The organism is Streptomyces sp. NPDC058295 (assembly GCF_042880655.1).
Classification (GTDB): Bacteria; Actinomycetota; Actinomycetes; order Streptomycetales; family Streptomycetaceae; genus Streptomyces; species Streptomyces coriariae.
In genome coordinates this window covers 135,142-149,040 of record NZ_JBHVYO010000023.1, presented here as the reverse complement: position 1 = coordinate 149,040, position 13,899 = coordinate 135,142, and the positions used below count along the sequence as shown (strand labels likewise).

At 70.3% G+C, this 13,899-nt stretch carries 12 protein-coding genes and 1 tRNA gene; 3 read left to right on the top strand and 10 right to left on the bottom strand.

Features of this window, described 5'->3' with window-relative positions:
- Nucleotides 1-70: 70 nt before the first annotated feature.
- Entirely contained in the window at nucleotides 71-751 is a 681-nt protein-coding gene (locus ACFVYS_RS24790; RefSeq protein ID WP_389505273.1) for a TetR family transcriptional regulator, read from the bottom strand.
- On the bottom strand, nucleotides 748-1,761 hold the full coding sequence (locus ACFVYS_RS24785; protein WP_389505272.1) for an acyl-CoA desaturase: 1,014 nt from the start codon (nucleotides 1,759-1,761) through the stop codon (nucleotides 748-750). Before ACFVYS_RS24785 ends, ACFVYS_RS24790 begins: the two co-directional genes overlap by 4 nt.
- A gap of 313 nt (nucleotides 1,762-2,074) precedes the next feature.
- Between ACFVYS_RS24785 and ppc the strand changes: the two genes are divergently transcribed.
- Nucleotides 2,075-4,816 (top strand): phosphoenolpyruvate carboxylase, encoded by a 2,742-nt coding sequence (gene ppc, locus ACFVYS_RS24780; RefSeq protein ID WP_389505270.1) that lies wholly within the window; start codon nucleotides 2,075-2,077, stop codon nucleotides 4,814-4,816.
- Nucleotides 4,817-4,902: 86 nt separating this feature from the next.
- On the opposite strand, the gene ACFVYS_RS24775 is transcribed toward ppc, so the two are convergent.
- The 6 genes from ACFVYS_RS24775 to ACFVYS_RS24750 all read right to left on the bottom strand — a co-directional run bounded on the left by ACFVYS_RS24775 (nucleotide 4,903) and on the right by ACFVYS_RS24750 (nucleotide 9,783).
- The gene (locus tag ACFVYS_RS24775; RefSeq protein WP_389505285.1) at nucleotides 4,903-5,349 is read right to left on the bottom strand and encodes a hypothetical protein; all 447 of its coding nucleotides are present in this window, start codon (nucleotides 5,347-5,349) and stop codon (nucleotides 4,903-4,905) included.
- Nucleotides 5,350-5,601: 252 nt separating this feature from the next.
- On the bottom strand, nucleotides 5,602-6,204 hold the full coding sequence (gene pth, locus ACFVYS_RS24770) for an aminoacyl-tRNA hydrolase (RefSeq protein WP_389505268.1): 603 nt from the start codon (nucleotides 6,202-6,204) through the stop codon (nucleotides 5,602-5,604).
- A 70-nt stretch (nucleotides 6,205-6,274) separates the two neighbouring features.
- A complete protein-coding gene (locus ACFVYS_RS24765) occupies nucleotides 6,275-6,862 on the bottom strand; it encodes a 50S ribosomal protein L25/general stress protein Ctc (protein ID WP_389505266.1) in 588 nt (195 codons plus the stop codon).
- 176 nt (nucleotides 6,863-7,038) lie between these two features.
- Nucleotides 7,039-8,013 carry a ribose-phosphate diphosphokinase gene (locus tag ACFVYS_RS24760; protein ID WP_329410776.1) on the bottom strand — a complete coding sequence of 325 codons (975 nt, stop codon included), beginning with the start codon at nucleotides 8,011-8,013 and terminating at the stop codon, nucleotides 7,039-7,041.
- Nucleotides 8,014-8,147: 134 nt separating this feature from the next.
- Entirely contained in the window at nucleotides 8,148-9,596 is a 1,449-nt protein-coding gene (gene glmU, locus ACFVYS_RS24755; RefSeq protein ID WP_389505264.1) for a bifunctional UDP-N-acetylglucosamine diphosphorylase/glucosamine-1-phosphate N-acetyltransferase GlmU, read from the bottom strand.
- Between the two features lie 112 nt (nucleotides 9,597-9,708).
- Nucleotides 9,709-9,783, bottom strand: a tRNA-Gln gene (locus ACFVYS_RS24750).
- A 330-nt stretch (nucleotides 9,784-10,113) separates the two neighbouring features.
- On the opposite strand from ACFVYS_RS24750, the gene ACFVYS_RS24745 reads away from it, so the two are divergent.
- The gene (locus ACFVYS_RS24745; RefSeq protein WP_389505262.1) at nucleotides 10,114-11,400 is read left to right on the top strand and encodes a sensor histidine kinase; all 1,287 of its coding nucleotides are present in this window, start codon (nucleotides 10,114-10,116) and stop codon (nucleotides 11,398-11,400) included.
- Between the two features lie 24 nt (nucleotides 11,401-11,424).
- On the opposite strand, the gene ACFVYS_RS24740 is transcribed toward ACFVYS_RS24745, so the two are convergent.
- Both ACFVYS_RS24740 and ACFVYS_RS24735 read right to left on the bottom strand, forming a co-directional pair.
- A complete protein-coding gene (locus tag ACFVYS_RS24740; protein ID WP_389505260.1) occupies nucleotides 11,425-11,919 on the bottom strand; it encodes an SUKH-3 domain-containing protein in 495 nt (164 codons plus the stop codon).
- 85 nt (nucleotides 11,920-12,004) lie between these two features.
- Complete coding sequence (locus ACFVYS_RS24735) at nucleotides 12,005-12,592, bottom strand: YwqJ-related putative deaminase (protein WP_389505258.1); 588 nt, start codon at nucleotides 12,590-12,592, stop codon at nucleotides 12,005-12,007.
- Between the two features lie 306 nt (nucleotides 12,593-12,898).
- Between ACFVYS_RS24735 and ACFVYS_RS24730 the strand changes: the two genes are divergently transcribed.
- Nucleotides 12,899-13,897 (top strand): SMI1/KNR4 family protein, encoded by a 999-nt coding sequence (locus tag ACFVYS_RS24730; protein ID WP_389505256.1) that lies wholly within the window; start codon nucleotides 12,899-12,901, stop codon nucleotides 13,895-13,897.
- Nucleotides 13,898-13,899: the final 2 nt, after the last annotated feature.

Here is a 13,899-nt window from a genome sequence, read left to right as displayed (position 1 = left end):
GGGCCCCGACCACGAAGGTCGGGGCCCCACCCGCATGTGTGTCCCGTCCGTATGCGTGGACGGCGTCCCGTCAGGCCTTTCGGCGGCCTATCAGGTGCGGCTTCGCCTCCAGGCCGTCCAGCCCGTGCCAGGACAGGTTCACCAGGTGGGCCGCCACCTCCGCCTTCTTCGGGCGGCGTACGTCCAGCCACCACTGGCCGGTCAGGGCGACCATGCCGACCAGGGCCTGGGCGTACAGCGGAGCCAGTTTCGGGTCGAAGCCGCGGCTCTTGAACTCGCGTCCCAGGATGTCCTCCACCTGGGTGGCGATGTCGGAGATCAGGGACGCGAACGACCCGGTCGACTGCGGGATGGGAGAGTCCCGGACCAGGATCCGGAAACCGTCCGTGTACTCCTCGATGTAGTCCAGGAGCGCGAACGCCGCCTGTTCGAGCAGCTCGCGGGGGTGGCCCGCCGTCAGCGACGACGTGACCATGTCCAGCAGCCGGCGCATCTCCCGGTCCACCACGACCGCGTAGAGCCCCTCCTTGCCGCCGAAGTGCTCGTACACCACCGGCTTGGAGACCCCGGCCTTCGCCGCGATCTCCTCCACCGAGGTGCCCTCGAAACCCTTCGCCGCGAACAGGGTGCGACCGATCTCGAGCAGCTGCTGGCGCCTTTCCGCACCCGTCATACGGGTGCGCCGGGCGCGCCGCGGCTTCGCTTCGTTACTGGAGGTACTGCTGGGATCGGTCGCCACGCCGTCAATCATGCCGCCTCGGCGGTGGCCTTCCCCCGTCGGGAGCCGTCTCCACCGGTGTTACGACGCGAATCGATACGCGAGCGTGACGGCCAGCGCACGTCGTAGGCCCACCCGAGCATCTCGAACCAGCGGATGAACCGGGCCGAGGAGTCCAGCTGGCCGCGCATCACGCCGTGCCGCGCCGATGTCGGGTCCGCGTGGTGCAGGTTGTGCCAGGACTCGCCGCAGGACAGGATCGCCAGCCACCAGACGTTGCCGGAGCGGTCCCGGGACTTGAAGGGGCGCTTGCCCACCGCGTGGCAGATCGAGTTGATCGACCATGTCACGTGGTGCAGCATCGCCACCCGCACCAGCGAGCCCCAGAAGAACGCCGTGAACGCGCCCCACCAGGACATCGTCACCAGCCCGCCCACCAGCGGCGGCAGCGCCAGCGACAGGATCGTCCAGTAGACGAACTGCCGGGAGACCGCGCGGATCGCCGGGTCCTTGATCAGATCCGGCGCGTACTTCTCCTGCGAGGTCTGCTCCTCGTCGAACATCCATGCGATGTGTGCCCACCACAGGCCCTTCATCAGGGCCGGGAGCGTCTCGCCGAACCGCCACGGCGAATGCGGGTCGCCGTCCGCGTCGGAGAACTTGTGGTGCTTGCGGTGATCGGCCACCCAGCGCACGAGCGGGCCCTCCACCGCCATCGACCCCATGATCGCCAACGCGATCCGGAGCGGCCGCTTGGCCTTGAACGAGCCGTGCGTGAAGTAGCGGTGGAAGCCGATCGTGATGCCGTGGCAGCCGAGGAAGTACATGAAGACGAGCAGACCGAGATCCAGCCAGCTCACGCCCCAGCCCCACGCCAGCGGCACCGCCGCCAGCACCGCGAGGAACGGGACGACGATGAAGATCAGCAGCATGATCTGCTCGATCGAACGCTTCTGCTCGCCACCGAGCGTGGCGGAGGGCGTGGGGGTACCGTCGGGCGCCTTCAAAGGGTCATCGATCACGTTGGAGCTGCCTGTGGTCATGCGCGTCCCCTGGGGGGTCTTGGATTGAGGGAGATGCCGTCGTTCCGCACACCGCGGAAGGTCGCACAGCGAACCAATGCCCCGCTTCCTACGGTTCCGTAACCTACGGCATCGTAAGTATGGCAGCGCCCTGCCCGGCGGCAAGAGCCCGCCAACCTGCGCGTCCCCAGGGACACCTATCCTTGGAGACAGTCGGACAGCGCGGTCCGCTCTGTTTTCTTCCCGGATGTCCGGCCCCTATGCGACGCCCGCCGCGGGGCCGGAGTACGGGTTCCCTCCCGGACGAGCTTCAACACTGCAAGGAGCCGCACCTGTGAGCAGTGCCGACGACCTTGGCCAGGCCACCACAACGACCAGCACCGAGCTGCGCGCCGACATCCGCCGACTGGGTGACCTGCTCGGCGAGACCCTCGTACGGCAGGAGGGCCCGGAGCTCCTCGATCTGGTCGAGAAGGTCCGCCGCCTCACCCGCGAGGACGGCGAAGCCGCCGCCGAACTGCTGCGTGGCATCGAACTGGAGACCGCGGCCAAGCTGGTCCGCGCCTTCTCCACCTACTTCCACCTTGCCAACGTCACCGAACAGGTCCACCGCGGCCGCGAACTGCGCGAGCGCCGCGCCGCCGAGGGCGGCCTGCTCGCCCGCACCGCCGACCGCCTCAAGGACGTCGACCCCGAGCACGTCCAGCAGACGGTCCGCCACCTCAACGTTCGCCCCGTGTTCACGGCGCACCCCACCGAAGCCGCGCGCCGGTCGGTACTCAACAAGCTCCGGCGCATCGCCGCGCTTCTGGAGACCCCGGTCATCGAGGCCGACCGCCGCCGCTACGACACCCGCCTGGCCGAGAACATCGACCTCGTCTGGCAGACCGACGAACTCCGGGTCGTCCGTCCCGAGCCCGCCGACGAGGCCCGTAACGCCATCTACTACCTCGACGAACTCCACGCGGGCGCCGTCGGCGACGTTCTGGAGGACCTGACCGCCGAGCTGGAGCGGGTCGGCGTCAAGCTCCCCGAGAACACCCGTCCGCTCACCTTCGGCACCTGGATCGGCGGCGACCGCGACGGCAACCCCAACGTCACCCCCCAGGTGACCTGGGACATCCTCATCCTCCAGCACGAGCACGGCATCAACGACGCGCTGGACATGATCGACGAGCTCCGCGGCTTCCTCTCCAACTCCATCCGCTACACCGGCGCCACCGAGGAACTCCTGGAGTCGCTGAAGGGCGACCTCGAACGGCTGCCCGAGATCAGCCCCCGCTACAAGCGCCTCAACGCCGAAGAGCCCTACCGTCTCAAGGCCACCTGCATCCGGCAGAAGCTGGAGAACACCAAGCAGCGCCTCGCCAAGGGCATCCCGCACGAGAGCGGACGCGACTACCTCGGCACCAGCGAGCTCCTCGCGGACCTCACCCTCATCCAGACGTCCCTGCGCGAGCACCGCGGCGGGCTGTTCGCCGACGGCCGGATGAACCGCACCATCCGCACCCTCGCCGCGTTCGGCCTCCAGCTCGCCACCATGGACGTCCGCGAGCACGCCGACGCCCACCACCACGCCCTCGGTCAGCTCTTCGACCGCCTCGGCGAGGAGTCCTGGCGCTACGCCGACATGCCCCGCGAGTACCGCACGAAGCTCCTCGCCAAGGAACTGCGCTCCCGCCGGCCGCTCGCCCCCAGCCCGGCCCCCGTCGACGCCGCCGGCGAGAAGACCCTCGGGGTCTTCCAGACGGTCAAGCGGGCCCTCGCCGTCTTCGGACCCGAGGTCATCGAGTCGTACATCATCTCCATGTGCCAGGGCGCCGACGACGTGTTCGCGGCGGCGGTCCTGGCCCGCGAAGCCGGTCTCGTCGACCTGCACGCCGGCTGGGCGAAGATCGGCATCGTGCCGCTCCTGGAGACCACGGACGAGCTGAAGGCCGCCGACACCATCCTGGAGGACATGCTCTCCGACCCCTCCTACCGGCGCCTGGTCGCGCTGCGCGGAGACGTCCAGGAGGTCATGCTCGGCTACTCGGACTCCTCCAAGTTCGGCGGCATCACCACCAGCCAGTGGGAGATCCACCGCGCCCAGCGCCGGCTGCGTGACGTCGCCCACCGCTACGGCGTCCGGCTGCGGCTGTTCCACGGCCGCGGCGGCACCGTCGGTCGCGGCGGCGGCCCCTCCCACGACGCCATCCTCGCCCAGCCCTGGGGCACCCTGGAGGGCGAGATCAAGGTCACCGAACAGGGCGAGGTCATCTCCGACAAGTACCTCATCCCGTCCCTGGCCAGGGAGAACCTGGAACTGACGGTCGCCGCGACCCTGCAGGCCTCCGCCCTGCACACCGCGCCCCGCCAGTCCGACGAGGCCCTCGCCCGCTGGGACGCCGCCATGGACGTCGTCTCGGACGCCGCCCACGACGCCTACCGGACCCTCGTCGAGGACCCGGACCTGCCGACGTACTTCCTCGCGTCGACGCCGGTGGACCAGCTCGCCGACCTGCACCTGGGCTCCCGGCCCTCCCGCCGCCCCGGCTCCGGCGTCTCGCTCGACGGCCTGCGCGCCATCCCGTGGGTCTTCGGCTGGACCCAGTCCCGTCAGATCGTGCCCGGCTGGTACGGCGTCGGCTCCGGCCTCAAGGCGCTGCGCGAAGCAGGCCTCGACACCGTCCTGGACGAGATGCGCGATCAGTGGCACTTCTTCCAGAACTTCATCTCCAACGTCGAGATGACCCTCGCGAAGACCGATCTGCGCATCGCCCAGCACTACGTCGACACCCTCGTCCCCGACGACCTCAAGCACGTCTTCGACCGGATCAAGGCCGAACACGCCCTGACCGTCGCCGAGGTACTGAAGATCACCGGCGAACCGGAACTGCTCGACGCCACCCCCGTGCTCAAGCAGACGTTCACCATCCGCGACGCCTACCTCGACCCGATCTCCTACCTCCAGGTCACCCTGCTCAAGCGGCAGCGTGACGCCGTGGCCGCGGGAGCGGAGCCCGACCCGCTCCTCGCGCGCGCCCTGCTCCTCACCGTCAACGGCGTCGCCGCGGGCCTGCGCAACACCGGCTGACCCCGCTCTCCGCACCTCTTTGCACAAGAGGGTGCCCCCGGGTTCGTACGAACCCGGGGGCACCCTCTTGTCACGCGCTCACACGCTCACACCGCGAAGAACGCCGCCGTCAGCAACGCGACGCCCGACCCCGCCAGCACCCAGCCCACCCGCGCCCGTCCCAGACCGCCCGCGACCACCACCGACGCCAGCAGCAGCGCCCCGCCCAGCGGCACCCACGCGTACAGGATCCCGGCCGGACCGGACCGCACCACCTCGTCGCTGCCCGGTTTGATCACCACGGTGTAGATCCCGCCCTTGCGCACCGCCACCGACTTCTCGATCTCCACGCGCGCGCGTGCCGTCGATCCGGCGGACAGCGGCGAGTACGGCCCCGCACACGTGTCCTCACCGCACCGTGTCACCTCGACCGTGCCCTGCTCCCGGCCCTTCGTCAGCATCACGTGCTGCGCGGACCCCCAGGAACCCCACACCCCCGCCAACAGGATGAGCACGGCGACCGCGCCCATCGCCACGAGCCGCCCGAACCGCAACGCGGTTCCCGAGGCCGAGCTCCCGGCCGACCTGGCCCCCTTGGCCGCGCCCCTGGCAGACCCCTTGGCCGATTCCGATCCCCCGGCCGAGCCGGAGCCGGAGCCTTTGGCCGTGACCGCGCCTCTGGCCGGACTCTTGGCCGAGCCCTTACGGGAGTGACCCCGGCGGCGGTGGGACGAGGCTGCTGTGGCAGGCATGGCCGGGATCATTGGCCATGCCTGAACGGCCCGTCAACCTGGGTGGGTGACAAGTCAGGAGTTGTACGTGCTTTGCGCCCGCTCCAGCCCCTCGAGCACCAGGGCCGCCGCCGCGTCCGACGCACGGTCCACGAAGTAGTCCAGCTCCTTGCGCTCGGCCGAGGAGAAGTCCTTCAGCACGAAGTCCGCCACCTGCATCCGCCCCGGCGGCCGCCCGATCCCGAACCGCACCCGGTGGTAGTCCGGGCCCATCACCTTCGTCATCGACTTCAGACCGTTGTGCCCGTTGTCCCCGCCACCGAGCTTCAGCCGCAGCACGCCGTAGTCGATGTCCAGCTCGTCGTGCACCGCGACGATGTTCGCCACCGGCACCTTGTAGAAGTCCCGCAGCGCGTTCACCGGCCCGCCCGACACGTTCATGAACGACATCGGCTTCGCCAGCACCACCCGCCGGCTCCCCGTACCCGGCGGACCCAGCCGGCCCTCGACGACCTGGGCCTGCGCCTTGCCCGCCCGCTTGAACCTTCCCCCGATCCGCTCGGCCAGCAGATCCGCCACCATGAAGCCGACGTTGTGCCGGTTCATGGCGTACTCGGGGCCGGGATTGCCGAGACCCACGATCAGCCAGGGGGCATTGGCGTCGGTCGTCACGTCCATGTCTCCTTGATACGCGCAGGCCGCCGCTCCCCAGAGGAAGCGGCGGCCGACGGGATGAGGTGCCGGGAAATCAGGCCTCGGTGCCCTCGGCCTCGGCGGACTCCGCCGGGGCCTCCTCCGCCTGGGCGGCCAGGACCTGGAGGACGACCGCGTCCTCGTCGGTGGCCAGCGTGGTGCCCTTGGGCAGCGGGATGTCCTTCGCCAGAATGGCCGCGCCGGCCTCCAGGCCCGCGATGGAGACGGTGACCGACTCGGGGATGTGAGTGGCCTCGGCCTCGACGTTCAGCGTGCTGAGCACGTGCTCGAGCAGGTACGCACCCGGGGCCAGCTCGCCCTCGGTGTGGACGTAGACCTCGACGTTGACCTTCTCGCCGCTGCGGACCAGCAGCAGGTCGACGTGGTCCAGGAAGCCCTTGATCGCGTCACGCTGCACGGCCTTCGGGATGGCCAGGTGGGTCTTGCCGTCGATCTCCAGGCTGAGCAGCACGTTCGGCGTACGCAGCGCGAGCTGGAGCTCGTGGCCCGGCAGCGTGAGGTGCACGGGGTCGGCACCGTGGCCGTAGACCACGGCGGGAACCTTGCTGTCACGGCGGATACGGCGGGCGGCGCCCTTGCCGAACTCGGTGCGGGTCTCGGCTGCGAGCTTGACCTCGGCCATGTTCACTCCTCGTAGAAAGGGGAAAGGTGGTCACCCGGCCAAACCGTCGGCCTGCTACGAAGAGCGCGTCGATAACGGACAGCTGTACACAGACGTGTACGGCCTCCCTCGCCGAGCAACTGTGGCAGTTTACGCAGCGGGAAGGCCGTACAGGAAATCGATCTAGCCGAGGACCGTCACTGCTCGTCGAAGAGGCTCGTCACCGAACCGTCCTCGAACACCTCGCGCACCGCGTTCGCGATCGTCGGCGCGATCGACAGCACGGTGATCTTGTCCACCTCGAGCTCACCCGGCGTCGGCAGGGTGTTGGTGAAGATGAACTCGCTGACCTTCGAGTTCTTGAGGCGGTCGGCCGCCGGACCCGACAGCACGCCGTGCGTCGCCGTCACGATGACGTCCTCGGCGCCGTGCGCGAACAGCGCGTCCGCGGCGGCGCAGATCGTGCCGCCCGTGTCGATCATGTCGTCGACGAGCACGCAGACCCGGCCCTTGACCTCGCCCACGACCTCGTGGACGGTCACCTGGTTCGCCACGTCCTTGTCGCGCCGCTTGTGCACGATCGCCAGCGGAGCGCCCAGCCGGTCGCACCAGCGGTCGGCCACCCGCACCCGGCCCGCGTCCGGGGACACGACCGTGAGCTTGTCGCGGTCCACCTTGCTGCCCACGTAGTCGGCGAGCAGCGGCAGCGCGAAGAGGTGGTCCACCGGGCCGTCGAAGAAGCCCTGGATCTGGTCCGTGTGCAGGTCCACCGTCAGGATCCGGTGGGCGCCCGCCGTCTTCATCAGGTCGGCGATCAGACGGGCCGAGATGGGCTCGCGTCCGCGGTGCTTCTTGTCCTGCCGGGCATAGCCGTAGAACGGCACGATGACGGTGATGGAGCGTGCCGACGCGCGCTTCAGCGCGTCGATCATGATCAGCTGCTCCATGATCCACTTGTTGATCGGAGCGGTGTGGCTCTGGATCAGGAAGCAGTCCGCACCTCGCGCCGACTCCTGGTAGCGGACGTAGATCTCACCATTGGCGAAATCGAAGGCCTTCGTCGGGACGACCCCGACACCCAGCTGGTGGGCGACCTCCTCGGCAAGCTCGGGGTGGGCGCGGCCGGAGAAGAACATCATCTTCTTCTCGCCGGTCGTCTTGATCCCGGTCACAGCACTGTCTCCTCAGAGGTGTCTCAGCTGGGTGTCGAGAGACCTCGCCGCTGGGCGCGACGGGGCCGTCTCAGCTGGTGGGGTGCGGGTGTGCACTTATCACGGTACGCCGTGTCCGACGTGCCTGTTTCCGGTCAGCTTTCGCTTTCGGCCTGGCGGGAGGCCGTCTCGGCCGCCTTCGCCGCCGCGCTGCCGGGGCGCTTGCGGGCCACCCAACCCTCGATATTCCGCTGCTGACCACGGGCCACGGCCAGCGAACCGGGCGGCACGTCCTTCGTGATCACGGACCCGGCGGCGGTGTACGAGCCGTCCCCGACCGTGACAGGAGCCACAAACATGTTGTCCGAACCCGTACGGCAGTGCGACCCGACGGTGGTGTGGTGCTTGTCCTGTCCGTCGTAGTTCACGAACACGCTCGCCGCGCCGATGTTGGTGTACTCCCCGATCGTCGCGTCACCGACGTAGGAGAGGTGCGGGATCTTCGTCCCCTCGCCGATGGAGGCGTTCTTGGTCTCGACGTACGTGCCGATCTTGCCCTTCGCCCCGAGGCGGGTGCCGGGACGGAGGTAGGCGAACGGTCCCACGGAGGCACCCGGACCGATGCGGGCGCTGTCGGACACGGTGTTGTCGACCCGGGCCCCCGCGCCGACCTGGGTGTCCTTGAGCCGGCAGTTGGGGCCGACCTCGGCGCCCTCCGCGAGGTGCGTGCTGCCGTGCAGCTGCGTACCGGGGAGGACGACGGCGTCCCGCTCGAAGGTGACGGTGACGTCGATCCAGGTCGTCGCCGGGTCGACGACGGTCACGCCGGACAGCATCGCGGCGGTCAGCAGCCGGTCGTTGAGAATGCGGCGGGCCTCGCTGAGCTGCACCCGGTTGTTGATGCCGGCGATCTCCCGGTGGTCGGCGGCGACGGACGCGCCGACCCGGTGACCGGCCTCCCGGAGGATCCCGAGGACATCGGTCAGGTACTCCTCGCCCTGGCTGTTGTCCGTGCGGACCTTCTTCAGCGCGTCGGCCAGCAGCGGCCCGTCGAACGCGAAGACCCCGGAGTTGATCTCACGGATCGCGCGCACCGCGTCGTTCGCGTCCTTGTGCTCGACGATCGCGGTGACGGTGCCGGAGGCGCCGTCCCGGACGATCCGCCCGTAGCCGGTCGCGTCCGGCACCTCGGCGGTGAGGACGGTGACGGCGTTCCCGTCGGCGTGGTGGGTGGCGGCGAGGGCCGCGAGGGTCGCGCCGGTCAGCAGCGGGGTGTCGCCGCAGACGACGACCACGGTGCCGTCGACGTCGCCGCCGAGCTGCTCGAGCCCCATCCGGACGGCGTGCCCGGTGCCGTTCTGCTCCTCCTGCACGGCGGTGCGTACACCGGCGTCAACCTCGGCGAGATGCGCCGTGACCTTCTCCCGTGCGTGTCCGACGACGACGACCAGGTTCTCGGGGTCCAGCTCACGGGCCGCGGCCAGCACATGACCCACGAGGGAGCGGCCGCTGATCTCGTGCAGGACCTTCGGTATGGCGGACTTCATACGGGTGCCCTCACCCGCTGCGAGAACGACGACGGCTGCCGGGCGAATGGCGCTCACGGAAGTTGCCCTTCGGCTGTGGAGTGGGGTGGGACATCCGAAGGATACCGGGGCGTTTCTTTGGGGACATGAGAGCGGGCCCTGACCGTGCTGTCAGGGCCCGGAACTGCTATGGCTCCCCCGCCAGGACTCGAACCCGGACATATGGCACCAAAAGCCACAGTGCTGCCAATTACACCACAGGGGAACAAGGTTGACTTAACCGGACATTTGGTCCGGCTGTCGTGTGGCGCCTCCTACTATGCCGCACTATCCGCCCTCGACGCGACGGTGTTGGACGGTGCTCCGGACCATGATCACCCGAGGGCGGGCGGGCCGGCCCCCGGCGGAGGTGGCGGAGGTGCGTCCGGCGTGACGGAGCCCGGGGCGGAATGACCGGTTCCGGGATCGAACAGGCGTGCTTCGGCAGTTCGAGGGATACCAGTGGGTTTCGATGCTGTTCGGTTATGGGGTGTGGTGGGGACCGGTCGGGGAAAGTCGCCGGAAAAGCCGGGGGCCGCGCCCGTAGGCTGGAGGCATGACCACGACGGGGGAAGAGGACACGGCGGCCCTGGGAGGGCCGTGGTGGTGGGCCAGATGGCGGAGTGCGGCGTTCGACTGGAGCCTGGGGCTCGTGTCCGCCGTGGAGTGCGCGGTGGAGGGGATCCCGTTCGCGCGGGACGCGGGGATCCCGGCGGCGGCGGGGGTGGTGTTCGGTCTGCTCGCCGGGTCCGTTCTGGTGGTGCGGCGGAAGTGGCCCATCGCGGTGGTGCTGGTGTCGATCGCCATCACCCCGGCTCAGATGGGGTACCTGATGGGCATCGTGGGGCTGTACACCCTCGCCGCCTCCGAGCTGCCCCGCCGGATCATCGCCTCGCTCGCGGGGATGCAGCTGGTGGGGACGTTGATCGTGACGTTCGTGCGCGTGCGGCAGAGCATGGACCAGGGCCGGCTGACCATCGGCGACTGGTTCATCCCGTTCGCCGCCATCACGACCTCGCTGGGGCTCACCGCACCGCCGCTGCTGCTGGGGATGTATGTCGGCGCTCGGCGGCGGCTCATGGAGAGCCTGCGGGAGCGGGCGGACAGCCTCGAGCGGGAGTTGCAGCTGCTCGCGGAGCGGGCGGAGGAGCGGGCGGAGTGGGCGCGCGGCGAGGAACGGACCCGGATCGCGCGCGAGATGCACGACGTGGTCGCGCATCGCGTGAGTCTGATGGTCGTCCACGCGGCCGCGTTGCAGGCCGTCGCCCGCAAGGACCCCGAGAAGGCGGTGCGCAACGCGGTGCTCGTGGGTGACATGGGGCGGCAGGCGTTGACCGAGTTGCGGGAGATGCTCGGAGTGCTGCGCAGCGGTGGTCCGGGAGAGCGGGCGGCGTCGGTGCCGGTGGTGGCGGTGGGGGTGGCCGCCGCGGTGGTGGTGGAGGAGGGCGAGGGGCCCTGTCTGTCCGAGCTCGACGAGCTGGTGGGGCAGTCGGCGGCCGCGGGGATGGTCGTGGAGCTGCTGGTGGAGGGGGAGGCGCGGGCGTATGCGCCGGAGGTGGAGCAGACGGCGTACCGGGTGGTGCAGGAGGCCCTGACGAACGTCCACAAGCACGCGGCGGGCGCCAAGACGCATGTGCGCCTGGCGCACCGGGAGGGGGAGATCGCGATGCAGGTGGAGAACGGGCCGCCGCCCGAGGTGTCGGCGCTGTCGGCGGGGTTCCCGTCGGGGGGCAACGGGTTGGTGGGGATGAAGGAGCGGGTGATGGCGCTGGGCGGGGTGTTCGTGTCGGGGCCGACGGAGGCGGGGGGTTTCCGGGTGTCGGCGGTGATACCGGCGTCCTAGCCCTCCGGTGCCCGCGTCGGCCGGTCAGCCGGCGGTGAGACGGACGGGTTCGACGCCGGCGGCGAGGGCGCCGAGGGCCTGGTCGATGTCGGGGCCGAGGTACCAGTCACCGGTGTGGTCGAGGGCGTAGACGCGGCCTTCGGCGTCGATGGCGAGGATGCCCTGGGTGTCGGTCTCGGTGCCGAGGGGCGCGACGTCGGTGTCGAGGGCGCGGCCGAGGTCGGCGAGGGTGCGGGCGAGGTGGAGGCCGTGCAGGGGGTCGATGTGGACGGTGGTGGGCGCGACCTGGCGGCCGGGGCCGGTGGGGGCGATGGTCAGGCCGCCGAACTCGGCCCAGGCCTCGACGGCGGCGGGGAAGACGGCATGCCGGTGGCCGGCGGGTGAGGTGTATTCGCGGAGGGTGTCGGCCCAGATCTCGGCCTGCTTGATGTCCCAGCGTCCGGGTTGCCAGCCGGCGGCGCGCAGCGCGGCGTCCACGGGGACGGGGAAGCGTGTGGTGGAAGTGCGGTCGGGGTGCATCGGCCCTTCGTTCGTCGAGCTGGTGGTGCGTGGCCCGGTGGGGCCGTGGTGTCGTCCTGCGCGGAGGGTGGCGGTAGGGGGCGGTTCAGTCGCCCGCGGTCGACGGGGCGACGATGCGGACGCCGAAGTGGGCGCTGAGCGCGGTGCAGGCGCGGCAGGGTGCGGCGAAGCTGCCGTGCAGCGGGTCGCCGTCCTCGCGGATGCGGCGGGTGGTGAGCTTGGCCTGTCTGAGGGCCTTGCGCGCTTCGCCGTTGGTCATGGGACGACGCGCGGCGCGCCTGCTGCGGGCGGCGTCGGCGGCGGTGATGTGCCGCGAGATGAGGAGCACCTCGGCGCAGCGTCCGGTGAAGCGGTCGCGTTGGGTGCTGGTGAGGGTGTCGAGGAAGTCCTGGACGAGCGGGTGCAGGGGCGGCGGCTGGTCGGCGCGGGCGGCGGTGCCGGTGAGGGTGGCGCCGCGGACGGAGAGGGCGGCGGCGACGGTGGGGAGTATGCCGTCCCGGCGGTGGCGCAGGACGGGCGCGTGCGCGGCCTCGGTGGCGGACCAGCCGATGCGGGGATCGCCGGACGGACCGGTGCGCGGGTCACCGGCCGGACCGGTGCCGTGGGCGGCCGTGTGGGCGGAGTACAGGTCGTCCGACCTGCCGGTGTGTGACCCCGTCTGCGTCGCGTTCATGATCGTTTTCCCCTCCCGTGCATCCCCCGGACGTCACAGAGTGCCAAATGGCGTGGCGGGTGGGGAAGCTGGGGCGGTTCGACACGCCCGGGTTTGGGCGGGCTGTCACGGCGGGGTGACGGCTGGTCACGGAAGCGGAGGGCCGGTGACCGCCGTCGTCGTACCGCATAGGCTGTCGGCACCGTCGGCGCGCGGTTGACGCGCGTTGGAGATTGTTGGAGACAGTCGATACGGGGCGTGGTGGGTGGGTCCGGAAGCGGAACCGGCCGCTGCGGGCCGTACAGAGTGCCGCAGGGGGCAACCGCCATGACGACAGGTCGGCTCGGGCAGCAAGCCGCGCCGCCGAACGCGGCCTATGCCGGGCAGGTCGTGCATTTCCCGGATCCGGTCCGGGCGGCACGGCACCCGAGAGGCGTTCGGATGGACGAGCGGGGCTACCCCGACTTCTCGCCGTATGCGCGGGCGGCGGCGGAGATCGCGGATCCGCCGGAGGGCTTCGGCGTGGACGAGCTGCGGCTGACGGACTACGTGTCGGCGAACGCGGTGCTGGCGGCGTCGGGGCACGAGCTGTGGGACACGGTGCCGAGCGTGGCGACACCGCACGGCTGGACGTGGCACCACGTCGTGGGTTCGCGGCGGCTGGAACTGGTGCCGGTCGAGGTGAAGGCGCTGCTGCGGCATCACGGCGGGGTGTCGTCGGCGGTCGTGGACCAGGCGAAGCGTGGGACGCGGCCCCTTCAGGAGACGCGTCCGGTGCACTTCGGGCTGCCGAAGTCGGGCGTGGCGGTGACGGAAGCGCAGGTCCAGGGGGTCGAGGAGGACCTGGGGTACCGGCTGCCGGGCGCGTACCGGTCGTTCGTGAAGGCGGCCGGTGGTTGTGCACCGGTGGGCGCGGCCCTGGACGCGGAGCTGGGGCTCCTGGTCGACCAGCCGTTCTTCACCGTGCGCGACGAGGCGGCGGTCAACGACCTCGTGTACGTGAACAAGTGTCTGCGTGACCATCTGACGAAGGATTACCTGGGCGTCGCGTTCGTGCAGGGCGGGTTGCTCGCCGTGAAGGTACGGGGCGAGCGGGCCGGTTCGGTGTGGTTCTGCGCGTACGACGACATCCGGGACGTCGATCCGGCGTGGTCGCCTGCGGAGCGCATGGAGCGGCTGCTGCTGCCGTGCGGTGAGGACTTCGACGTCTTCCTGTCGAGGCTGGCCGGTAATCCGCCGGAGTTGGAGACGGTGGCCAATCTGATGGTGGACGGCGGGTTCGCGCGCGCGGTGCCGGCGGCCGCCGCCTCTTCGGTGGGGGAGTGAGC

What these genes read in the sequence shown, in the direction of transcription:
- ACFVYS_RS24735 (WP_389505258.1), bottom strand. Translation starts at nt 12,592, where the DNA reads ATGAACGCGACGCAGACGGGGTCACACACCGGCAGGTCGGACGACCTG.
- ACFVYS_RS24740 (WP_389505260.1), bottom strand. Translation starts at nt 11,919, where the DNA reads ATGCACCCCGACCGCACTTCCACCACACGCTTCCCCGTCCCCGTGGAC.
- pth (WP_389505268.1), bottom strand. Translation starts at nt 6,204, where the DNA reads ATGGACGTGACGACCGACGCCAATGCCCCCTGGCTGATCGTGGGTCTC.
- ACFVYS_RS24730 (WP_389505256.1), top strand. Translation starts at nt 12,899, where the DNA reads ATGACGACAGGTCGGCTCGGGCAGCAAGCCGCGCCGCCGAACGCGGCC.
- ACFVYS_RS24790 (WP_389505273.1), bottom strand. Translation starts at nt 751, where the DNA reads ATGATTGACGGCGTGGCGACCGATCCCAGCAGTACCTCCAGTAACGAA.
- ACFVYS_RS24745 (WP_389505262.1), top strand. Translation starts at nt 10,114, where the DNA reads ATGACCACGACGGGGGAAGAGGACACGGCGGCCCTGGGAGGGCCGTGG.
- ACFVYS_RS24765 (WP_389505266.1), bottom strand. Translation starts at nt 6,862, where the DNA reads ATGGCCGAGGTCAAGCTCGCAGCCGAGACCCGCACCGAGTTCGGCAAG.
- ACFVYS_RS24785 (WP_389505272.1), bottom strand. Translation starts at nt 1,761, where the DNA reads ATGACCACAGGCAGCTCCAACGTGATCGATGACCCTTTGAAGGCGCCC.